The 21,016-nt window shown below is 65.5% G+C and carries 28 protein-coding genes and 1 pseudogene; 24 read left to right on the forward strand and 5 right to left on the reverse strand.

What is annotated here, in order from left to right:
- Positions 1-73 precede the first annotated feature (73 nt).
- From gloA to hprK, 14 genes are all read left to right on the forward strand, one after another.
- Positions 74-463, forward strand: a complete 390-nt coding sequence (gene gloA / locus AC1ZQA_RS00175) for a lactoylglutathione lyase (protein ID WP_482677843.1) — start codon at positions 74-76, stop codon at positions 461-463.
- Positions 464-650: 187 nt separating this feature from the next.
- The gene (locus AC1ZQA_RS00180) at positions 651-1,727 is read left to right on the forward strand and encodes a diguanylate cyclase (RefSeq protein ID WP_482677844.1); all 1,077 of its coding nucleotides are present in this window, start codon (positions 651-653) and stop codon (positions 1,725-1,727) included.
- A 73-nt stretch (positions 1,728-1,800) separates the two neighbouring features.
- Positions 1,801-2,847, forward strand: coding sequence for a sensor domain-containing diguanylate cyclase (locus AC1ZQA_RS00185; RefSeq protein WP_482677845.1), 1,047 nt, complete (start codon positions 1,801-1,803; stop codon positions 2,845-2,847).
- Between the two features lie 42 nt (positions 2,848-2,889).
- Positions 2,890-3,222 (forward strand): DMT family transporter, encoded by a 333-nt coding sequence (locus AC1ZQA_RS00190; RefSeq protein ID WP_482677846.1) that lies wholly within the window; start codon positions 2,890-2,892, stop codon positions 3,220-3,222.
- A 121-nt stretch (positions 3,223-3,343) separates the two neighbouring features.
- Entirely contained in the window at positions 3,344-3,577 is a 234-nt protein-coding gene (locus AC1ZQA_RS00195; protein ID WP_482677847.1) for a hypothetical protein, read from the forward strand.
- Between the two features lie 75 nt (positions 3,578-3,652).
- Positions 3,653-3,991 carry an IS66 family insertion sequence element accessory protein TnpA gene (tnpA, locus tag AC1ZQA_RS00200; protein ID WP_482676863.1) on the forward strand — a complete coding sequence of 113 codons (339 nt, stop codon included), beginning with the start codon at positions 3,653-3,655 and terminating at the stop codon, positions 3,989-3,991.
- Complete coding sequence (tnpB, locus tag AC1ZQA_RS00205) at positions 3,991-4,338, forward strand: IS66 family insertion sequence element accessory protein TnpB (protein ID WP_482676862.1); 348 nt, start codon at positions 3,991-3,993, stop codon at positions 4,336-4,338. Before tnpA ends, tnpB begins: the two co-directional genes overlap by 1 nt.
- Positions 4,339-4,400: 62 nt before the next feature.
- On the forward strand, positions 4,401-5,996 hold the full coding sequence (gene tnpC, locus AC1ZQA_RS00210) for an IS66 family transposase (RefSeq protein ID WP_482676861.1): 1,596 nt from the start codon (positions 4,401-4,403) through the stop codon (positions 5,994-5,996).
- Complete coding sequence (locus tag AC1ZQA_RS00215; RefSeq protein ID WP_482677032.1) at positions 5,993-6,541, forward strand: hypothetical protein; 549 nt, start codon at positions 5,993-5,995, stop codon at positions 6,539-6,541. The genes tnpC and AC1ZQA_RS00215 overlap by 4 nt, the downstream gene beginning before the upstream one ends.
- 62 nt (positions 6,542-6,603) lie before the next feature.
- Positions 6,604-7,188 carry a thiosulfate dehydrogenase gene (gene tetH / locus AC1ZQA_RS00220; RefSeq protein WP_482679358.1) on the forward strand — a complete coding sequence of 195 codons (585 nt, stop codon included), beginning with the start codon at positions 6,604-6,606 and terminating at the stop codon, positions 7,186-7,188.
- Positions 7,189-7,219: 31 nt separating this feature from the next.
- Positions 7,220-8,254 carry a substrate-binding domain-containing protein gene (locus AC1ZQA_RS00225; RefSeq protein WP_482677848.1) on the forward strand — a complete coding sequence of 345 codons (1,035 nt, stop codon included), beginning with the start codon at positions 7,220-7,222 and terminating at the stop codon, positions 8,252-8,254.
- Between the two features lie 357 nt (positions 8,255-8,611).
- Positions 8,612-8,944, forward strand: a complete 333-nt coding sequence (gene hpf / locus AC1ZQA_RS00230) for an HPF/RaiA family ribosome-associated protein (protein WP_482677849.1) — start codon at positions 8,612-8,614, stop codon at positions 8,942-8,944.
- Between the two features lie 132 nt (positions 8,945-9,076).
- Positions 9,077-9,547 carry a PTS IIA-like nitrogen regulatory protein PtsN gene (gene ptsN / locus AC1ZQA_RS00235; protein WP_482677850.1) on the forward strand — a complete coding sequence of 157 codons (471 nt, stop codon included), beginning with the start codon at positions 9,077-9,079 and terminating at the stop codon, positions 9,545-9,547.
- Between the two features lie 63 nt (positions 9,548-9,610).
- Entirely contained in the window at positions 9,611-10,564 is a 954-nt protein-coding gene (hprK, locus tag AC1ZQA_RS00240; RefSeq protein WP_482677851.1) for an HPr(Ser) kinase/phosphatase, read from the forward strand.
- Positions 10,565-10,575: 11 nt separating this feature from the next.
- On the opposite strand, the gene fur is transcribed toward hprK, so the two are convergent.
- On the reverse strand, positions 10,576-11,070 hold the full coding sequence (gene fur / locus AC1ZQA_RS00245; protein ID WP_482677852.1) for a ferric iron uptake transcriptional regulator: 495 nt from the start codon (positions 11,068-11,070) through the stop codon (positions 10,576-10,578).
- 75 nt (positions 11,071-11,145) lie between these two features.
- On the opposite strand from fur, the gene AC1ZQA_RS00250 reads away from it, so the two are divergent.
- Genes AC1ZQA_RS00250 through AC1ZQA_RS00265 form a run of 4 tightly spaced genes read left to right on the forward strand, consistent with a single transcriptional unit; the run spans position 11,146 to position 13,765 of the window.
- Positions 11,146-11,814, forward strand: coding sequence for an outer membrane protein assembly factor BamE (locus AC1ZQA_RS00250; protein WP_482677853.1), 669 nt, complete (start codon positions 11,146-11,148; stop codon positions 11,812-11,814).
- Between the two features lie 14 nt (positions 11,815-11,828).
- The gene (dapB, locus tag AC1ZQA_RS00255; RefSeq protein WP_482677854.1) at positions 11,829-12,653 is read left to right on the forward strand and encodes a 4-hydroxy-tetrahydrodipicolinate reductase; all 825 of its coding nucleotides are present in this window, start codon (positions 11,829-11,831) and stop codon (positions 12,651-12,653) included.
- A gap of 8 nt (positions 12,654-12,661) precedes the next feature.
- Positions 12,662-13,315: a MotA/TolQ/ExbB proton channel family protein gene (locus AC1ZQA_RS00260; RefSeq protein ID WP_482677855.1), complete on the forward strand. Its 654-nt coding sequence runs from the start codon at positions 12,662-12,664 to the stop codon at positions 13,313-13,315.
- A 12-nt stretch (positions 13,316-13,327) separates the two neighbouring features.
- Positions 13,328-13,765 (forward strand): ExbD/TolR family protein, encoded by a 438-nt coding sequence (locus tag AC1ZQA_RS00265; protein WP_482677856.1) that lies wholly within the window; start codon positions 13,328-13,330, stop codon positions 13,763-13,765.
- A gap of 8 nt (positions 13,766-13,773) precedes the next feature.
- Here AC1ZQA_RS00265 and AC1ZQA_RS00270 read toward each other — a convergent pair whose 3' ends face one another.
- Entirely contained in the window at positions 13,774-14,130 is a 357-nt protein-coding gene (locus AC1ZQA_RS00270) for a c-type cytochrome (protein ID WP_482677857.1), read from the reverse strand.
- Between the two features lie 95 nt (positions 14,131-14,225).
- Positions 14,226-16,040, reverse strand: coding sequence for a diguanylate cyclase domain-containing protein (locus AC1ZQA_RS00275; RefSeq protein ID WP_482677858.1), 1,815 nt, complete (start codon positions 16,038-16,040; stop codon positions 14,226-14,228).
- Between the two features lie 330 nt (positions 16,041-16,370).
- Here AC1ZQA_RS00275 and AC1ZQA_RS00280 point away from each other — a divergent pair.
- From AC1ZQA_RS00280 to AC1ZQA_RS00305, 6 genes and pseudogenes are all read left to right on the forward strand, one after another.
- Positions 16,371-16,754, forward strand: a pseudogene (locus AC1ZQA_RS00280) (SDR family oxidoreductase); the annotation flags it as partial.
- A 211-nt stretch (positions 16,755-16,965) separates the two neighbouring features.
- Positions 16,966-17,286, forward strand: coding sequence for an antibiotic biosynthesis monooxygenase family protein (locus AC1ZQA_RS00285; protein WP_482677859.1), 321 nt, complete (start codon positions 16,966-16,968; stop codon positions 17,284-17,286).
- A 71-nt stretch (positions 17,287-17,357) separates the two neighbouring features.
- A complete protein-coding gene (locus AC1ZQA_RS00290; protein ID WP_482677860.1) occupies positions 17,358-17,771 on the forward strand; it encodes a thiol-disulfide oxidoreductase DCC family protein in 414 nt (137 codons plus the stop codon).
- Positions 17,772-17,841: 70 nt separating this feature from the next.
- Positions 17,842-18,285: a BLUF domain-containing protein gene (locus AC1ZQA_RS00295; RefSeq protein ID WP_482677861.1), complete on the forward strand. Its 444-nt coding sequence runs from the start codon at positions 17,842-17,844 to the stop codon at positions 18,283-18,285.
- A 93-nt stretch (positions 18,286-18,378) separates the two neighbouring features.
- Positions 18,379-18,987: an SOUL family heme-binding protein gene (locus AC1ZQA_RS00300; protein ID WP_482677862.1), complete on the forward strand. Its 609-nt coding sequence runs from the start codon at positions 18,379-18,381 to the stop codon at positions 18,985-18,987.
- A 46-nt stretch (positions 18,988-19,033) separates the two neighbouring features.
- Positions 19,034-19,672, forward strand: a complete 639-nt coding sequence (locus AC1ZQA_RS00305; protein WP_482677863.1) for an MBL fold metallo-hydrolase — start codon at positions 19,034-19,036, stop codon at positions 19,670-19,672.
- A gap of 134 nt (positions 19,673-19,806) precedes the next feature.
- Here AC1ZQA_RS00305 and AC1ZQA_RS00310 read toward each other — a convergent pair whose 3' ends face one another.
- Both AC1ZQA_RS00310 and AC1ZQA_RS00315 read right to left on the reverse strand, forming a co-directional pair.
- Complete coding sequence (locus AC1ZQA_RS00310) at positions 19,807-20,673, reverse strand: MBL fold metallo-hydrolase (protein ID WP_482677864.1); 867 nt, start codon at positions 20,671-20,673, stop codon at positions 19,807-19,809.
- Positions 20,674-20,683: 10 nt separating this feature from the next.
- The gene (locus tag AC1ZQA_RS00315) at positions 20,684-21,010 is read right to left on the reverse strand and encodes a BON domain-containing protein (protein WP_482677865.1); all 327 of its coding nucleotides are present in this window, start codon (positions 21,008-21,010) and stop codon (positions 20,684-20,686) included.
- Positions 21,011-21,016 lie beyond the last annotated feature (6 nt).

Here is a 21,016-nt window from a genome sequence, read left to right on the forward strand (position 1 = left end):
GCGGTGTTACAAAACCAGGGGTTCGGCCGCTGGTGCGGCCTTGTGTTTTTTCGGTTTTCAAGAGGATGACTTCATGCGATTTCTTCACACCATGCTGCGCGTCGGCAATCTGCAGCGCTCCATCGACTTCTACACCCGGGTCATCGGCATGAACCTGCTGCGCACCACCGACCGGCCCGAACAGAAATACAGCCTGGCTTTCCTCGGCTTCGAGCCCAATCCGGCGCAGGCCGAGCTGGAACTGACCTATAACTACGGCGTCGATCGCTACGACCTGGGCACGGCCTACGGCCATATTGCGCTGGGCGTGGACGACGCCGCTGCCGCCTGCGCCCGCATCAAGGCGGCCGGCGGCACCGTCACCCGCGAGGCCGGGCCGGTGGCCGGGGGCAGCACCATCATCGCCTTTGTGCAAGACCCGGACGGCTACAAGATCGAGCTGATTCAACACGGCACGCTATGAGGCAACACTGACCAAGTCCATTGCGCGCTGCGCATCCGATCTGCGGGTGGTCTGCGGCGTTGCACATCCTCGCCATCGCTTCGGCCATTGTCTTGGTGTGCGCCTTGCATCCCATCCCGCACACCGGCGCGCATCATCACAAGGACTTATTCAGTGCTGCCATAAGCAGCTTCTGACGACACACCGCATGCATCTGCCCGCACCGCAATCCACCGCGCCGGTTGCCCCGGTCACGCGGGCATCGTTCTACCGCCTGGTCTATCCCGCCCGTGTGCTCGGCATGGCGCTGGCCGGGCTTGCCGTGGGCAGTGTGTTGTTCGAGCACCGCGCCAACGCCTGGCTCTGGGCGCTGCTGGGGATCACATTTCTGCTCTGGCCGCACCTTGCCTATGTTCACGCCCGTTTCAGTGCCGACCGTTACGCGGCGGAAAAGCGCAATCTGCTCGTCGACTCGCTGTTCGTCGGCATGTGGGTTCCGCTGATGCACTTCAACCTGCTGGTCAGCGCGGTCCTCACCATCATCACCACGTTCGACAAGGTCTACACCCTCATCCGGAGGCTTTGGCTCCATGCCCTCATCGTTCTGATCGGCGCCGCGGCCCTGGTCACCCTGCTGGTTCGCCCCGAGTTGCATCCGCACAGCACCGTGCTTGTGGAGCTGTGCGTGTTGCCGCTGGTGTTTGTCTACACCTGGGTGAATACCTACCGCGGCGCGCGCCTCATGCGCACCACGGCCCGGCAGAACTGGCAGCTTGCCGAGCTGCGTCGCACCGACAGCCAGACCGGGCTGCACTCGCGCGATCACTGGATCGAGCGCGCCACGCAGGCGCTGCAATCCCTGCAGTCAGCGGACAGACCCGCCTGTCTGCTGCTGATCGACATCGACCATTTCAAATCGGTCAACGACCATTTCGGTCATACCGTGGGCGATGAGGTCATCAGTGCGGTGGGCCAAGTCATTCTGGCCAGCGTGCGCAACGAAGACAGCGCCGGTCGCTACGGCGGCGACGAGTTTGCCGTGCTGGTCGACCAGGCCGACGCGCGGACCGCGCGTGCCATCGCCGAACGCATCCGCGCGCAGATCGAGCAACTGCGCTTTTCCAGCGCACCGCAACTGCGCCTGAGCAGCAGCATCGGCCTGGCCGTGGCGTTGCCCGAGCATGGCGCGCTGCGCGACTGGATCAATGCCGCCGACGTGGCGCTCTACCGCGCCAAGGACCTCGGTCGCAACCGCGTGGCCGAAGCCGCGGGGGTCGATCCCTGATGGCGCAAGGCGCTGCGCGTCGCATCGCCCTCCGCCGTCTCTCCTGTTCCATTGCCGCACCAACGCCTTGCCCATGCCGCCCTCCTCTCCCGCGCCCTCTGACGAGGCCTTGTTCGACCAGCTTTCCACCACACTGCTGCAGGCGGTCGATCTGGAAGGGCTGGTGCGGCCGTTGCTGAAACTGCTGCAGACCATCACCGGGCTTGAAAGCACTTACTTCACCGCCATCGACCCAGCGCGTCAGACCCAGACCGTGCTCTATGCCACGAACACCGACCAGTTGCACATCCCCGAGGGCGCGCAGGTGGACTGGGAGGACACGCTGTGCAAGAGGGCGCTGGAGCAAGACCGCCTGGTCAACAACGCGGTCTCCCAAACCTGGGGCGACAGCGCTGCGGCACGGGCCCTGGGCATCGAAACCTATGCCAGCGCGCCGATCGAAGTGGCGGGCGGGGATCTGTATGGCACGCTGTGTGCCGCGGGCCGCCAGGCCGTGGATCTGTCGCCCAAGGCGCTGCAGACCCTCAAACTGTTCGCCAGCATCATCGCCCGGCAGATCGAACGCGAGCGCCTGATCGCGCTGCTGCAGCAGGAGAACGCCCGCCTGTCGCATGCCAGTCTGCTCGACCCGCTCACCGGCCTGCTCAACCGCCGGGGGCTCGAAGAGCACCTGCCCCGACTGCTCGCCCAGGCAGAGCGGCAGCAGCGGCGCGTGATGCTGGCGTTCATCGATCTCGACAGGTTCAAGCAGATCAATGACGATCATGGTCATCTTGCCGGAGATGACTTTTTGCGTCAGGTTGGCCTGCGGCTCAAAGGCGGTCTGCGCGCCAGCGACGTGCTCGCACGCTACGGCGGCGATGAATTCGTCGTCGCCATCTGCGTCGATCCCGAGGCGGTGCATCACGAGTCGGCACTGCGCGAGCGTCTGTTCGAACTGACGCGCGGCCAATACCTGCTGGATCACGGCGCGCTGGACTATCCCGGCCCCAGCATCGGCATTGCGGTGTGTCATCCGGGCTCGACAGACATGGCCGGCCTGCTCAAACGCGCGGATCAGGCGATGTACGCGCAGAAACTCCAGCGCAGGCAGCAGCTCCGGCCTCGACCTGAACCTTGAACGAGGGTCTGTGTTGACATGCCCGCCCGCTATGCTGGGGACATGCAATCCTGGCTCTTCCTGTTCGGCACCATCGTCGCCGAAGTGATCGGCACCACTGCGCTCAAGGCCACGCAGGGGTTCACCCGGCTGGCGCCCTCGCTGGTGGTGGTCGTGGCCTATGCGCTGGCGTTCTACCTGCTGTCGCGCACCATGCAGACCATCCCGATGAGCATTTCGTATGCGGTGTGGTCCGGCGTGGGCATCGTGCTCATCACCCTGATCGGCTTAGTTGTGTATCACCAGACGCTCGATCTGCCCGCGCTCATCGGCCTGGGGCTGATCCTTGCGGGCGTGCTGGTGATTCACCTGTTCTCCCGGTCGGTGGCACACTGAAATCGATCGATTCGTTCGATTCAACTTATTGCAAATATCCGTTTGTCTTGTATGAGCTGACGTCCTATCCTGCTCAGGGTTAACGCGTATGCGTGTTGCGCACCCCTACAGGAGTTCAGTCATGTCAGTCTCCGGTTCCCCCCTCGCTTCGCGCCGCCTGGCGCTGCAGTCCACTCTGGTCGCAGGCCTTGGCCTGACCGCGCTCGGCAGTCGCGCCGCGCAGGCCGCCTCGGCGCAGGCGCGCATGCTGCCCGCTGGCGCCACCACCCTGGCCGAGCTGGGCAAGAAGCTCGCCGCTGCGCCGCGTCGGCGCGACTTCAAGACCACGCAGATGATCCTGGAGCGTAACCGGTAAGCCAGCGGCGTTCTTTCGTTCGTTTCGGATCCCACGAAGAATGTTTCCCATCGCAGGGATGAGGAGACATTCGAGATGGAGAACGACGCGGCAGAGGTGGCCGAGGTCAAGCGGCGGCGGCACCTGGACGAGGCGTGCTGGCGCGACGTGATTGAGCGTTTCCCGGCCTCGGGGCTGACGCTCAAGAGCTTTTGTCGGCAGGAGCGAGTGTGTGTGAGCAGCTATCGGCGCTGGCGTGAGCGGCTGTCGGGCAAGGTGAAGGCTGCGCCCGTGACGGCCAAGACTGGGCGTATGGAGCAGCGTGCCGCGGGGTTCATCGAGTTGGGCGAAGTCGGTACCGGCGGCATGCATGCGCCCATGGAGTTGCGGCTGGACCTGGGCGGCGGCATGAGCCTGCATCTGGTGCGCCGCTGATGTTCTTTCCTGAGGGGCGCATCCGGGTCTTCTTGTATGGGCAGCCTGCCGACATGCGCAAGTCCTACGACGGGCTGTACGCGCTGGCGCGCCAGGGCTTTGAGGTCGACCCGCTGGGCGGGCATCTGTTCGTGTTCGCGAACCGTCGGGCTGACCAGATCAAGGTGCTGTACTTCGATCGCAGCGGCTGGTGCGTGTGGAGCAAACGGCTGGAGGCCGGCCGCTTTGTGCGCGACTGGGGCGGGCAGCGCAGCGCCGAGATCGACTTCACCGCGCTCAAGCTCCTGCTCGAGGGGCTGCAGGTGACGCGGCAGTTCAAGCGGCATCGACACGTGGAGTGGCGATAACGGGTTTTGCAATGTGGCAAAGCCCGATTCCCTTCGGGCTTTGCCATGGGCACAATGCTTTCATGCGTGCAGACCCCGCTCAAGTGCAGACCTATACCGCCCAGATCGTGGCGGGCATGGCGGTTGAGGCTCTCGTGCGGTTGCTGCAATCGCAAGCGCAGACCATCGTTGAGCAGCAGCGGCAACTGGCGTGGTTCAGGCGACAGATCTTCGGCAGCAAGAGCGAACGGCTGCAGAGCGTGGCCGATGCGCAGCAACTTCATCTCGGCCAGATTCTGGGTGATCTGCCGATCCCGCCACAAGCCCCCGAGGCTGGACGCCAAGTGGCCGGGCACACGCGGCGCGCACGCACGACAGATTGTGCTGGCGACCAGGACGCGACGGCGTTCTTCGACGCCGAGCGGGTCGAGGTGCAGGTCATCCACCTGCCGTGCGCCCAGGCGCAGGGGTTGCGTGCCGAGGAGTACGAGGTCATCGGCGAGAAGGTCAGCTACCGCCTGGCGCAGCGCCCGGGCGCCTATGTGGCGCTCAAGTACGTGCGCCCGGTGATCAAGCGGCTCGACACCGCGACCCTGCACTGCGCGCCGGCGCCGGCCAGCGTGTTCGAGGGCAGCCGCGCCGACGTGAGTTTCGTCGCCGGCATGGCGGTGGACAAGTTCCGCTACCACCTGCCGCTGTACCGCCAGCATCAGCGGCTGGCCGATGCCGGCTTCAAGCTCAGCCGGGCCTGGTTGACCCAGCTCATGCAGCAGACTGCGGCGCTGCTCGAGCCCATCGTGGATGCGCAGCTGGCCTCGATCCTGGGCGGGCATGTGATCACGATGGACGAGACCCCGATCAAGGCCGGCCGCGCCGGGCCGGGGAAGATGAAGGGCACGTACTTCTGGCCGGTGTATGGCGAGCACGACGAGGTGTGCTTCCCCCACTTCGCCTCGCGCCGCCATGAGCATGTGAGCCAAGTTCTTGGACAGTTGCCCAGTGGCACGGTGCTGCTGAGCGATGGCTACGCGGCCTATGCCCGCTATGCGAGGCAGACCGGAGTCACCCACGCGCAGTGCTGGGCGCACGCGCGGCGCCTGTTCTTCGAGGCGCAAGACGCCGAGCCGCGGGCGGCCACGCAAGCCTTGCAGCACATCACCGCGCTGTACCGTATCGAGGCCGAGATCCGCGCCGCCGGGTGGGAGGGTGCGGCCAAGCTGGCGCATCGCGCCACCCACAGCCGGGCGCGGGTGCAGGCGTTCTTCGCCTGGGTCGAGCAGCAGTTCGCGCAGCAGGGCCTGCTGCCGAGCAATCCGTTGACCAAAGCGCTGGCCTACGTGCGAGAGCGACGGGCAGCGCTGTCAGTGTTCATCGATGACCCGGCGGTGCCCATCGACACGAACCACATCGAGCGCGCGCTGCGTCCGATCCCGATGGGGCGGCGCAACTGGCTGTTCTGCTGGAGCGAGGTCGGCGCACGCCATGTGGGCATCCTGCAAAGCCTCATCGCCACCTGCGTGCTGCAGGGTATCGACCCGTACACCTATCTGGTCGACGTGTTGCAGCGCGTGGGCCGACATCCCCAGTCCCGGGTGGTCGAACTCACCCCCAGGCTGTGGACGCAGCACTTCGGGCAGGACCCGCTGTGCTCGGACCTGGACAGGGCCGCGCCCCGATGACGCAGCGGATCTCCACGCGCATTGTTGCCCAGGCGATCCTCACCGTCGACCGCATGGATCTGCGCGCGCGCGAGGCGCTCGCCGACGAGATCCATGCGCACCAGCCCACGCTGCTTGCCAGTGTGCTGGTCCTGCCGCGCCTGGGCGCCAGGCTGGAGCAGGTCGAGATTATCCTCAACATCCTCTTCGTGGTGTACCAGGCGATGAAGATCAGCGGACATGCATGGCCGATGGTCTGCGAGGATCTGCAAGATCGCTGCCTCGACCGCCTCGTGGCGAAGATGCTCTTCCTCGACGGCTTGACCACGCTGCAGCAGGCGCAGGCGCTGCAGCAGCAGATCGACTCCCACGCCGAGCCCAACCTGCTGGCGTTCGTCTACAGCCGCCTGCAGGATCACGACCTGCTGGACGTGAAAACCGATGCGATCAAGTTCATGCTTCTGGCAGCGGTGAACCTCACCGAGTGCGTCGCAGCAGTATGCCCATCGCACACCACCAAGGCGGTGCAGCGGCGCACTGCCCGACGCGTGAAGACTGCTGCCTGATGCTGCTGCATCTACCCACCCAATAGCTCGAGCGCAATCACGCCGCTGGCTGAACGCTTACCCTGGAGCATCCCGACGAATGGGACAGCGCGGCGCTCGATCTGCTGCTGACCTACGGCGGCAAGCCCAGGCAGGTGTGGGACAACACCCAGCTCGAAGGCCCCTGGCTCAACCTGATGCGCAATTCCATGAACGCGCAGATCTGGTCGTTCAGGCACCCGGATTTTCTGGCGCTCTCAGCCACCCACGGCCCGGCGCACCTGGCGCTGTTCGATGACGCGCTCTGGGCCAAATATCAGTTGGGCAGCCTGACCAAGGGCAAGGCCAAGACGAACGTGTGGATCAAGACCTCGCCTGCTGCCGATGCCGATCCCAAGGCCGTGGAAGATTCCAAGGGCGTGTACTCCCCGGCGAACAACAGCATCACCGTGCTGCAGGAGCGTGGCGCGGTCTTCCTGGCCTGCCACAACGCGATCTGGGAGCTGACCGGGCATCTGCATGCCAAGGGCGTCAACCCGGACAAGAAGACCCACGGCGAAATGGCCGCTGAATTCACCAATCACCTCATCCCCGGCGTGGTGCTCACCCCTGGCATCGTCGCCACGCTGGTGGAACTCGAGGACGCAGGCTACCGCTACACCGCCTGATTCGCACACCCCATCAAGACTGGAGACCTCCATGCCCCGCACCTCCCGCGCGCTGCTGCGCACCCCCTTGCTCGCCGCCCTGCTGCTGGCGCTGCCCGTCCTGGCCCAGGCCCAACAGGCCCAACCGACCGACAGTGGCTGGAACGGCAAGGTGCAGCCCCCACAGTACAAGGAAACCATCTTTCCGCCATGGCAGCACGGCGCGAACAATCCTGCGCTCGACAAAGGGCTGGAATTCACCGTCCCCGAGGTGAACGACCTGCCCGACTTTCACGGCAACCTCGATCACCCCAAGCTGGTGATCTTCGTCGCCGGAAATTACTACTTCGCCATGGCGCCGCTGGTGCAGGCCTTCGAGAAGGAACATCCAGACTACAAGGGCCGGGTGTTCTACGAAACCCTGCCCCCGGGCATTCTGCTCAAGCAGATGCACGAAGGCGGCGTGATCACAGTGGGCAACATGACCTGGACGGTCAAGCCCGATGTGTTCGCCGCCGGGCTGAAAAAGATCGAGGCCGGCATCCATGACGGCGTGCTCACCGGCAAGGCCATTCCCTATGTGAGCAACGACCTCACCATCATGGTGCCCAAGGGCAACCCGGCGCACATCACCGGCCTGGCCGATCTGGGCAAGCCGGGGGTGACGCTGTCCATGCCCAACCCGCAATGGGAAGGCGTGGCGCGGCAGATCGAGGCTTCTCTGCGCAAGGCAGGCGGCGAGGCGCTGGAGCAGTCGGTCTACAACACCAAGGTGAAGAATGGCGAGACCATCCTCACCCACATCCACCACCGTCAGACGCCGTTGTTCATGATGCAAGGCCTGGCGCAGGCCGGGGTGACCTGGAAGTCCGAGGCCATCTTCCAGGAAAAAGTCGGTCACCCAATCAGCAATGTGGACATTCCCGCTGACCAGAACACCACCGCGGTCTATGCCGCAGCCGTGGTCAAGGGCGCGGCCCATCCGCAGGCCGGGCTGATGTGGGCGGAGTTCCTGGGTTCGCCCACGGCGCTCAAGATATTCGAGGGCTATGGTTTCAAGCCCGCGGCCGCCAAGCCCGCCGCCTGATCGACCGCTTCGCTGCGTCTGGGCAGCGCCGTTGCGTGATGCCTTCGTTTGGCTCTTCATTCGCCCCGCCGCAAGGCCGGGCGATTTTTTTCGTCCTCGCAAGGCAGGTGCCGGGTGAGCCGCTGTGAACCATTGCACGTTTTGGCGGTGCAGATCAAAAAGCCCGCTGATCTGGTCAGGTCAGGGCTTGATTTTGGTGGGGGGCAGTAGCACACTGAACCTGACAATTCCATCACAACACACGCCTTCCGGGTCCCGTCGGACGGCAACAACAGAGGAGGTCCCACACCATCACAGCCTGTCGGCACGGCGCTGCGCCTTGCCATGTCCATTTTTCCGAAAATCAGGAGCCTCACTATGAATCTGACCATCAGCGGCCACCATTTGGATGTCACCCCCTCCCTGCGCAGCTACGTCGAGACCAAGCTCGATCGCGTGGTGCGACATTTCGATCAGGTGGTCAATGTCAACGTGCTACTCAGTGTGGAAAAACTCAAGGAAAAGGAAAAGCGCCAGCACGCCGAATGCAATCTGATGGTCAAGGGCAAGTCGATTTTTGCGGAAAGTCAGCATGAAGACCTGTACGCCGCCATCGACACCCTGGTGGACAAGCTCGACCGTCAGGTGGTCGAGCACAAGAACCGACTGCGTGACCATCAGGCCACCGCGGGCAAGCATCTGGCCAGTTGAGCGCTGGCGCGTTCCTTCGCTTTTCAGCGCAGGCGCAGACCGGCCCGGCTGTCTCCGGGCGGTCTGTGCCTGCGCCGATCTGCCGCAAAACCCGTTTACACTGCGTCGCCTCGATGGTCCCCGCGTGATCCCATGAACCGCCTTGCCCAGATCCTGCCGCCCGCGCATGTGCAGCTCGATGTCGACGTCAGCAGCAAAAAGCGCGCATTCGAATATGCCGGACTGCTGTTCGAACACAGCCTCGGCCTGAACCGCGCGCAAATTACCGACAACCTGTTTGCACGCGAGCGGCTGGGCTCCACCGGACTGGGACAGGGGGTGGCCATTCCCCATGGGCGCATCAAGGGCCTGAAGCAGCCCAGCGCCGCGGTCATTCGCCTGCGCCAGCCCATCGCGTTCGAGGCGCCGGACAATCAACCGGTGTCACTGCTCGTGGTGCTGCTGGTTCCCGAAAACGCCACGGCCAAACACCTGGAACTGCTGTCGACCATCGCCGAAATGCTTTCCGATGCCGACCTGCGTGCGCAGCTCCTCGGCGAGACCGACGCGGCAGCGCTGCACCGCCGAGTCAGCGAGTGGGCGCCGCTGCATTCAGCCGCCTGAGATGCTGCGCCCGATCGCCGCGCGTGCCGCGGTGCCTCTTGGCCTCGCCCGAGCCACCCCGAGTTGAAAGCCTCCACACTCGCCGCCGAGCGTCTTTTCGACGCCAATGCGCCGCAGTTGATGTGGCAGTGGATTGCCGGGCAGAACAATCCCGAGCGCCGTTTCGACCTGGCCGCGGTCGAAGGCGCCACCTCCGGCGCCGATCTGGTCGGCTACCTCAACTACATCCACCCGTTTCGCGTGCAGATTCTGGGCTGGCGCGAGGTGGATTACCTGAACAACTCCACGGCGGAAGACCGGCTGCGACGCATTCGCCGCATCATCGGTCTGGAGCCGCCGGCGCTGGTGCTGGCCGACGGCAAGGAGCCGCCGCCCGGCTTGGTCGATGAATGCAATGCCGCCCAGGTGCCGCTGTTCCAGACCGCCGAGACCGCGGCCTTCACCATCGACGTGCTGCGCGCGTTTCTGTCCAAGCATTTCGCCAACCGCATCACCCAGCATGGCGTGTTCATGGACATCCTCGGGCTGGGCGTGCTGATCACCGGTGAATCCGGTCTGGGCAAGAGCGAACTCGGTCTGGATCTGATCACCCGCGGTCACGGTCTGGTGGCCGACGACTGCGTCGATCTGCTGCGCGTGGCGCAGAACACCATCGAAGGCCGCTGCCCGCCGCTGCTGCAGAACCTGCTGGAAGTGCGCGGCATCGGGCTGCTCGACATCAAGACCATCTTTGGCGAAACTGCGGTGCGCCGCAAGATGCGGCTCAAGCTCATCTGCCATCTCATTCGTCGCGACGTGCTCGATCGCAACTTCGACCGCCTGCCTGCAGGCAACCTGGAAGAGGATGTGCTCGGCGTGCCCATCCGCAAGGTGATGATTCCGGTGGAAGCCGGGCGCAACCTCGGGGTGCTGGTGGAATCCGCCGTGCGCAACACCATTCTGCAGTTGCGGGGCATCGACACCCTGCGCGAATTTCAGGAACGTCAGCGTCAGGCCATGCAGGACGGCGACGACTGAAAGGCGGAAGGCTACTCGCCGTGCCCGTGCCCGTGCCCGTGTGTGCGCGCGGCCAGCGGAGTGTGATCGGCCTTGTTGTAGTGCGGGCACTCGGCCCTCTTGGCACAGCTCGCATAGAGCGACAACGAGTGCTCCTGCAATTCGAAGCCGTGTTCGCTGGCGATCTTTTTCTGTCGCCGCTCGATTTCCGCATCGAAGAACTCGACCACCCGCCCGCAGTCCAGGCACACCAGATGGTCGTGGTGCTTGCCCTCGTTGATCTCGAACACCGACTTGCCCGACTCGAAGTTGCTGCGCAGCAAGATGCCGGCCTGCTCGAACTGGGTCAGCACGCGGTACACCGTGGCCAGACCGATGTCCTGCTGCTCGTCGAGCAACACGCGGTACACGTCTTCCGCCGTCATGTGGCGCTGCGTGCCTTTCTGGAAAATTTCCAGGATGCGCAGGCGTGGCTGTGTGACTTTCAGGCCGGTATTGCGCAAACCTTGTGCGTTGCTCTGAGCCATGGGGAAGAGGGCCGTATTCAGTAGAATGCGCCGATGTTAAACGACCCCGGCCGCGTTGACGACGCGAGAGACCCGATGCGGTTTTCCCCAGTTTTGCACTCCCCCGAACAAGCTGCCACGCGGCCATTTTTGCTGCCGTTTTCCTGGGTGGGCTGGCGACCCGCCATTGCAGTTGCTGCGCTGTGCAGTCTGGCGCTGCTGGGCGGTTGCAGCAGCACGGCAACCCAGCACGATCTGACCTCGATCTTCAAGCCCTATCGCGCCGATGTGATTCAGGGCAACTTCGTTTCGCGCGAAATGGCGGCGGAGCTCAAGCCCGGCATGAGCAAGGAACAGGTGCAGGCCATCATGGGCACGCCGCTGCTCAAGACCATTTTCAACCAGAACCGCTGGGAATATGTGTTCAGCCTGCGCCAGGGCTATCAAGCCCCCATCGTGCGCCGTTTCACCGTGTATTTCGACAAGGACGGCAAGATGGAGCGCGCAGACGGCGACCCGCTGCCTTCCGAGCAGGAATTCGTTGCCCAGATCAACTCCCTGCGGGACGGCGGCAAGAAACCCAAGTCGTTGACCGAGGCGCAGCTGCAGGCGGAAGTTGCCGCGGCGGACAAGAAGTTCGCAGAGACCAAGCGTCCCGCCGCGCCTGCGTCGCAGCCAGGCAATCTGACGGTGTACGCGCCGCCCGCCGAAATCGCCGCGCTGCAGAACGCAGCTCCCGCAGCCTCCGCACCCGTCGGCAACTGAACGCCGCCCTCGCCATGAGCACTTCGCAAGCTGAGACGCACCGCATCGCCATTGCCGGCGCCAGTGGCCGCATGGGCCGCACGTTGATCGAAGCCGTGCTGGCCGCGCCGGACTGCAGCGTCACTGCGGCGCTCGACATGCCCGGCAGCCCGGCGCTGGGGCAGGACGCCGGGGCCTTTGCCGGGGCGCACACCGGCGTGCCCATCCGCTCCGATCTGTACGCCGCCCTGCAGCACGCGCGTTATTTCATCGACTTCACCCGGCCCGAGGGCACCATGGCGCATCTGGCCGCATGCGAGGCAGCGGGCGTGGCCATGGTCATCGGCACCACGGGTTTCGACGACGCGCAGCTTGCGCGCATCCGCGCGGCGTCGCAGCGCATCGGCATCGTCATGGCGCCGAACATGAGCATCGGTGTCAACGTGGTGTTCAAGCTGCTCGATCAGGCCGCGCGTGCGCTGGCGCAGGGCTATGACATCGAGATCATCGAAGCCCATCATCGGCACAAGGTGGACGCGCCGTCGGGCACCGCGCTGAAAATGGGCGAGATCGTGGCGGGTGCGCTGGGCCGCGATCTGAAGCAGTGCGCCGTCTATGGCCGCGAGGGCATCACCGGCGAGCGCGACCCGTCCACCATCGGTTTCGCCACCGTGCGCGGCGGCGACATCGTCGGCGACCACACCGTGCTGTTCGCCGGCACGGGCGAGCGCATCGAGATCACCCATAAATCGAGCAGCCGCGCCACCTATGCCCAGGGCAGCCTGCGCGCCGTGCGGTTTCTTGCCTCCCGTGCGCAGGGCCTGTACGACATGCAGGACGTGCTGGGCATCAAGGACTGATTGCGCGCATGGGAGGGCTTGCACAATTCTGGCAGCAGGGCGACGCGCTCAGTCATCTGGTCGCGCTGGTGCTGCTGGTCATGTCGCTGGCGAGCTGGTTCGTCATTCTGTGGAAGGCGGCGCTGCTGTGGCGCGCCGTGCGCCGCGTGCCCGCTGGCATTTCCGCTTACTGGGGCGCGCCTTCGGCGCTGCAGGCGGCTGCCGCCGTGCAGGCGGCCGACAAGGACGGGCTGGCCAGCCTGCTGGCCGACACCGCATCGCGGTTGGCGCGGCCCGACACGGTGCACCGCTGGCAGTCGCACGAAGACCGCGTCACCCGCGAGCTGCGCGACGCACTGCAGGCGGCGCAGCGTCGGTTGCAGGCCGGGCATGTGCTGCTGGCCAGTGTAGGCAGCACCGCGCCCTTCGTCGGTCTGTTCGGCACGGTCTGGGGCATCTATCACGCCCTCACCGCCATTGCCGCCAGTGGCCAGATCAGCGTGGACAAGGTGGCAGGCCCCGTGGGTGAAACCCTCATCATGACCGCCGCCGGTCTGGCCGTGGCCATTCCGGCCGTGCTGGCCTACAACGCGCTGAGCAAGCGCGCCCGTCGGGTGCAGGGCGCGCTCGAAGGCTTCGCCCACGATCTGCAGCGTCTGCTGGCCACCAGCCCGGTGACTTGAGTTCGGTGCACCATGAGCTTCGGCAGTTTCGATCAGGGGGATGACGGCGAGGCGATGAGCGACATCAACATGACGCCGCTGATCGACGTCATGCTGGTGCTGCTGGTGATTTTCATCATCACCGCGCCGCTGCTCACCGGCAGCCTCAAGCTCGATCTGCCCAAGGTCGATGCCCCGCCGTCACAACAGACACCCACCGTGCTCGACGTGGGCTTGCGCAAGGACGGGCAGCTCTACCTCGCCGGTCAGGCCATCACCCTGGCGCAACTCGCGGCACGCTTCGCCGCCAGTGCACAACAGTCGGCCAAGACCGAGGTGCACATCAGCGCCGATGCCGCCGTGCCCTATGGGGATGTCGCCCGCGTCATGGGCGCCGCGCAGAGTGCGGGGCTGAGCCGCATTGGCCTGATCACCCAGCCGCCCACAGGCGCGGCGTCTGCCGCGCGCTGAGCGTTCCCCTACTTGAACTTGTAGTAGGTCTGGTTGAGGTAGGCGGCGATGTCCTTGACCTCTTCCGGAAACAGGTCGTGGTTGAGCTGGGTGACGCACATCTGCGTGAATGCCAGCAATTGCTTGGGGTTGTGCACCTTGCGGTCCGGGCGGGTGTACATCGCCGAGGTGGAGCCCATCATGCGCTCGGCATGACAGGCGGCGCATTTGAGGTCGGTGTAGTACTGCTGCCCTTTCACCAGATTGGCCCCTTGAAATTCGTGAGGCAGGCCGTCTGCCGCATGGGCCATGGAGGGCAAGGCCAACAAGCCCAACAACATCCCGCTGCCGACGAGACGTCGCATCCGTTGCATGGTCGAGGTCATCGATGTCTCCCTGGTTCTGTGCGCGCAGTGTGCAGGGGCCGCGCACTGCTTGTCCATAACACCCCTGTCGCGCGCAGGGGCACCGGTCGGGTGGTTCAGGACCGTGCCGGTCGGGTGAACTGGAACAGCGAGGCCTGCACATCGGCGTCCATCTCGGGCTCCCAGAGCACAGAGGTGTCGCGCCCGAGTTCCTTGGCGCGGTACATCGCCACATCGGCCAGGCGCAGCAACTCTTCCAGGGTCTGCGCGTGCTGCGGGTACAGCGCCACGCCGATGCTGCCCGAGGCGCGGAACTCCTGCCCCGACAGCGCGTAGGGCGCGCGCAGGCGCTCCAGCACATGCCGCGCCAGGTCTTCGGCCAAGCGCGGTGACGGCAGATTGGGCAGGACGATGGCGAACTCGTCGCCGCCCAGCCGGGCGCAGACCGCGTCGGGGCCGAAGGCTTCGCGCAGGCGCGCAGCGGTGGCCTGGATCAGCGCGTCTCCCGCGGCATGGCCGAAGTGATCATTGATGCGCTTGAGGCCATCGAGGTCGATCCACAGCACGGCAGAGTAGGCATGGCTGTCGTGGGTGCGGTCGAGCGCACGCTGGCCAGCGTCGAACAGTCCGTTGCGGTTGAGCAGGCCGGTGAGCGGATCCTTGAGCAGCAAGTCCTGCAGCTTGGTCGCGCGTTCGCGCAGCTGCGCCACGCGCACGGACAGGCCGTAGGTGAGGACCAGCGCGAGAAACACCATCACCCACTGCAGCGCGTCGGAGGTGAGAAAGGTCTCCGGCAGCCAGCCCAGGGTGCGGCCGATGTTGGCAAATCCCACGAGCAGCAACGGGCACAGGCTGAGCAACAGGATCATTGCCGGAATGAAACGCTGCCGCCACCGCACCGCAGCGGCCAGGGCGATCAGAAACAGCGATGCCGCCGCGATGATCTGCGCCGGAACCAGCATCCAGCCGCTGGCCGGCAGCAGCGCGGCCACAGCCAGGGTGATCGCCAGCCACTGCACGATCTGCAGCGCCAGATCGGTGCGCGGCGCGGTGCGCGGCAGCAGCAGGTAGGCGCGGATGAAATACAGCCCGCCGGCGCACATCAGCGACAGTCCGCCGATCAGCCCGATGCTGTTCCAGGGGCTGGAACTGGGCCAGAACTGGTGCTGCCCCACGCCGGAGAGCGTCAGGATGTATAACACGGTGGCGGCCTGCCACAGGATGTAGGCGAAGTAGGCCTTGTCGCGGGTGCTGAGAAACAGAAAGGCGTTGTAGATCAGCAGCGCCACGGTCATGCCGTAGAACAGGCCTTGAAGCAGCGCGTCGTCCACCGCGTGATGGCGGAAGGCTGCTGCGTCCCACAAGTGGAATTCCGGCGTGAGCGCGCCGTATTGCGCCACGCGGATCAGCAGGGTGCTGGCGCCTTCGGGCGGCTCGAATGCATAGGCGGTGTAACGGGAATGCAGGGCACTGAGCCGACCGATGCCCGCCGCACGCATGCTGTCGGGGTGCGCTGGGTCGGAGGGCAGAAGATAGGCCTCGGCCTCGCGCCAGACGGGCCGTCCCAATTGCAGCACCAGATGCTCGGGCGACAGCATGCTGCGAAACAGCCGGATGCGCACCCACTGGGCGCTGTCGCTGATGCCCAGATTGCCATCCTTCACCCACTGGAACTGCGTATCTGGCAACTGCGCCACCGCGCTGGGTTCCAGCCTTCGTCCGGGCTCCTGAACGATCTGCAGCGACTGCTTCAGGCCCTGATGGACGAGATCCTGTGGCACCAGAACCACCAGCGGGGCCGCCGTCGCATCGGGGGCCAAGGCGGCCCAGACGCGCCCCGATGTCAGCAGCGCCAGAAGCAGGGCCGCCAGCGCCATGACCAGGCCGCGCAACGAGTCGCGTCGACGAGGAGGCAGTGGCTGACGGGACATGGTGTGAGCCTGACGGCAATGGGTTCCACGGCTGACGGAGACGGCAAGGGCGAACCCAGTGTAGGGAGCGCCCCGGACGGCCTCAATCCCTCTCTGCAGGGGGGCGATACCGCAGGGCCTCGACCACGACCGGCAGCGCCCGGCGCCTCGATCTCATCATCGACCCCGTGCCTGATGTACACGGCCAATCCCTGCGTGCCCACGCTGGCTACAGACGGCGCGCTGGTGCTGGGGCGCAAGACGGCGGCGTCATCGCGTCGTGCAGGTTCAGCGAACTGGCTCCACAATGAACCTTCACCAAGCTGCAATACCCCACGGAGATCTCAGATCATGCAACACCCCATCCAAGACGAAGTCATCGTCATCACTGGCGCCAGCAGCGGCCTGGGCGAAGCCACGGCGCGGCTGCTCGCGGCGCAGGGCGCGCGGGTGGTGCTGGGCGCGCGGCGCAGCGAGCGCATCGAGGCGCTTGCCACCGAGCTGAAAACCAACGGCGCGCAAGCATTGGCCGTCACCACCGACGTGACCGATGCCGCCCAGGTACAGGCGCTGGTGGACGCCGCGGTGCGGACTTTCGGCCGCATCGACGTGATGCTCAACAACGCCGGGCTGATGCCGCATTCCCCGCTGGAGCGCCGCAAGATCGCCGACTGGGACCGCATGATCGACGTCAACCTCAAGGGTGTGCTCTACGGCATCGCCGTCGCGCAGCCGGTCACGCGCCACTGCACGCCGACAACAAGCCCAAGCAGGCTGAATTGACGCAGCGCCTGATCGCTGCGTTCGGTCTACGATGACTCAGGTCGACCTGATTTCCTTCTGCTCTCACTGATGACCCTCCGCGCTGTGCGCGACTCCCCGAGGGAGTTGAGCGCTCCCTCGGAGCGGCCGTGCGGAGCGCTCACACCCCACCAGGACTCCTGCCATGCAATATGTCGTTGCCAATCGTGTGCCGGTGCATGCGGAATTTCGTGCAGCCTTTGAGGAACGCTTCCGCCAGCGCGCTGGCGAGGTGGAAAGGCAGCCGGGTTTTGTGCGCATGGAAGTGCTGCGCCCGGCGCAGGACGATGGCCTCTATGTCATTCTGACGCACTGGGAAAGCCGCGAGGACTTCCAGAACTGGGTCCGCAGCGACGATTTCAAGCGCACACATCAACAACCCAACCCGCTGCCCAGGGAAGCCTTCGGCGAGGGCGGCGGCATCGAGCAGCACGAGGTCATCATGGCCGCAGGCAAGGGCATCTGAACCCCGCCCTGCGGGCCAGTTCCGGACATGGCAAGCTCACGCCTGATCCTGAGGTATACCACCCCGCCGCCATGCAACCGCCCCCCACGCAAACCCCGCCCGAGCCAGGCGAGCGACTGACCGTCCTGTTCGATGGCGCCTGCCCGCTGTGCCGTCGCGAAGTGGGTCTGTACCGGTCGCTGACCCTGTCCGCGCCCGTGGACTGGCTGGACGTCAGCGACGCCACAGTGCCGCTGTGCCCAGAGGACCGGTCGCGCTACCTGGCGCGTTTTCATGTGCGCAAGCCAGACGGCCAGATGCTCAGTGGTGCGCAGGCCTTTGTCGCACTGTGGCTGACCATGCCGGGGTGGCGCTGGCTCGGCCGCATCGGCCGTCTGCCCGGCGTGACTCCCGTGCTGGAAGTGCTCTACCGGGGGTTCCTGATCATTCGCCCGCGCCTGCAGCGCTGGGCACGTGCAGCCGAGGGGTTGAAGCGACCCGGCTGAGCGCTCCCCACCGCCGGATGCCCTGCATCATCAGGCGATCGAAGAGTTTCCCAAGACCACAAGGACACCCATGGATCCGATGATTCGCATGATCTACGCCAGCCGCATCACCCAGCTGGGCTCGGCCGATGTGCATGACATTCTCAACAGCTCCCGCCGCAACAACCCCGCGCTCGGCCTGTCGGGCATGCTGGTGTTTGCAGATGGATTCTTTCTGCAGGCGCTCGAGGGCGCCCGCTCGCGGATCAATGCGCTCTATGCGCGCATCCTGCGCGACACCCGCCACGCCGACTCGGCGATTCTGCATTACCGCGAGATCGACAAGCGCCTCTTTGGCGACTGGTCGATGGGATATGTGCTGAGCAACGAAAAGAACCGCAGCCTCTTTCTGGCCTATTCGCCGGATGCGCGGTTTTCTCCCCTGACGCTCAGTGGCGCCGCAGCCGAGCAGCTTCTGGGTGAACTGGCCGAACACGCGCGCATCATCGGCGCCGCAACCGCGACAGCAGGTTGACATGACGGCTGGTGATGCGCACGCTGTCCCCACCAGGCTGGGCGCCGCGCACGCGAGCGGCATCGCAACATGAAAACTCGCCCCATCCTTCTCATGCTGACCCCTCTGTTGCTCTCGGCCTGCTCGGTCTTTGGAGTGCGCTCCACGACGCCCGAGCCCAGGTTCACCGTGATCTCCCAGATCGGACCTGTGGAGATTCGGCATTACGCACCGCGCATTGCGGCCGAGACGACGGTGCAGGCCGGGCCCAGCGCAGCGCGCTACCAGGGATTTCGGCGACTGGCGGCCTATATCTTTGGCGCCAACCATCGCCACAGCCGGATCGCCATGACGACGCCTGTGGCTCAATCGCCCGGTGAACGCATCGCGATGACGGCGCCCGTCACCCAATCCCCATCCGCGCAAGGCTGGGTGATCCGCTTCTACATGCCGGCCAACGAGACGCTGGACACCTTGCCGACGCCTGACGATCCGCAGGTCCGTCTGGTGACCATCCCGGCCACCGATGACGCCGTGCTGCGGTTTTCCGGCAGCCGCAGCCCCGCTGCCGTGGAAAAAGAACAGGCGCGGCTGCTCGAATTGCTCGCCAAGACGCCCTGGCACCCGGTCGGAACGCCCGTTGCCTGGTTTTACGATCCCCCCTGGACACTGCCCGCGTTTCGCCGCAACGAGGTGGCTGTGGAGGTGCGGAGCGCGGCGTAGGATGATCTTTTCGACACGTTGCTCGTCCGGTCTTGCCGTTCCGCCCATGCTCCGCTACCGCATTTTTCCAGTCACCGCCTTTGCCCAGAACGCCTGTCTGCTGTGGGATGGTGCCACGCGCGAGGCGGTGTGCACCGATCCGGGCGGAGAGGTCGACCGACTGCTGCAGGCCGCGCAGCAGGAGGGCCTGACGCTGCGCGCCGTGTGGCTGACCCACGCGCATATCGACCACGCGGGCGGTGCGGCCGAGCTGGCGCGGCGCGCGGGCGTGCCCATCATCGGTCCGCACCCGGGCGACCAGTTCTGGATCGACGCGCTGCCGCAGCAGGCGGCGATGTTCGGCTTTCCGCCGGCCGAGGCGTTCACTCCCGACCGCTGGCTGGCCGACGGCGACACCCTGCAGCTCGGCAGCCTGCAATTCACCGTGCGGCACTGCCCTGGCCACACACCGGGGCATGTGGTGTTTCACCAGCCCGAGGCGCGCAGATGCTGGGTGGGCGATGTGCTGTTTGCCGGGTCCATCGGCCGCACCGACTTTCCCGGCGGCAATCACCAGCAACTCATCGACAGCATCACCGGCAGGCTGTGGCCCATGGGCGACGACACGGTGTTCATCCCCGGTCACGGACCGGAATCGACCTTCGGCGAAGAGCGCCGCAGCAACCCCTTCGTCGGCGGAACCTGAAAAAAAACACCGCAGCACGGGGCTGCGGCGAAACACATCCCGCGCCATCGGGGGGCGGACGCAGGAGTGCGAGGAGCGCGACAGGGTCGCAGGGGACGGCGCGCTGGCGCCGAATGCTGTTGGGGCGGCGACGCTCAAAGCGCGCCGAGGGGGACTTTGAGATAGCTCACCCCGTTGCCTTCCGCCCTGGGCAGTTCGCCTGCGCGCACATTGATCTGCACCGCAGGCAGGATGAGGGCGGGCATGCTCAGCTTGGCATCGCGCTGCTTGCGAAACGCGACAAACTCTTCCTCGGTGGTGCGGGCGTTGAGCTGGACATTGCCCTCGCGCTCGGCCTGCACCGTGGTCTGCCAGATCGGCTCGCGCCCGCCAGGCATGTAGTCGTGGCACAGATACAGCTTGGTCTGCGGCGGCAGGCTGTAGAGCTTGTGCACCGACTGGTAAAGCACGTGCGCGTCACCCCCGGGAAAGTCGCAGCGCGCCGTGCCGTAGTCCGGCATGAACAGGGTGTCACCGACAAAGGCACTGTCGCCCACCAGATAGGTCACGCACGCCGGGGTGTGGCCGGGGGTGTGCATCACCCGGGCCTGCAAGCTGCCGATGGCAAAGGTTTCGCCGTCCTTGAACAGATGATCGAAGGGCGAGCCGTCGGTGGGCATGGTGCGGTCGTTGAACACCTGGCTGAACACTTTCTGCACATCCTGAATGTGCTCGCCAATGGCGATCTGCCCGCCGAGCACTTGTTTGAGATAGGGCGCTGCCGAGAGATGGTCGGCATGCGCGTGGCTCTCGAGCAGCCAGTCCACGGTGAGGCCCTGCTCGCGCACAAAGGCCACGATCTGGTCGGCAAAGTCGGTCTTGGTGCGGCCCGAGGCGTAATCGAAGTCGAGCACGCTGTCCAGAATGGCGCAGTGCCTGGTCTGCGGGTCGATGATGCAGTGGGTGGCGGTGAACGTGGGTGCGTGAAACCAGCTTTGAACGGTGGGGGTTGGATATTGCATCGGTCTGTCCTCAATGGCGGTATTGCGGGGTTGCGGAGGTGGGCAGTTGCCAGTCGCTGCACACCGCCTGCACGCCCTCGGTGGTGAACACCAGCCATTCGGCATGGGCGCGCAGGCGGGCGTCGCGCAGGCTGCCGCACAGGCGAACCAGGCCGTCCTGCACGTGAATCTGAATGTCGAGTCGGCGCAGCGCGGTCTGGCTCAGGCGGGCCATGACCCGTTCGCGCAACTGCAGGTCGGCGGCTGTGGGCAATGACGGCGCAGCAGGATGGGCTGCGATGTCGCAGGGGGTGTCTTGCCGCGTGGCGGCCGTGGGGCGCGGGGATGTCGTGGACATGATGGA

The sequence above is a fragment of the Thiomonas sp. DCM-2 genome (genome assembly GCF_056820905.1).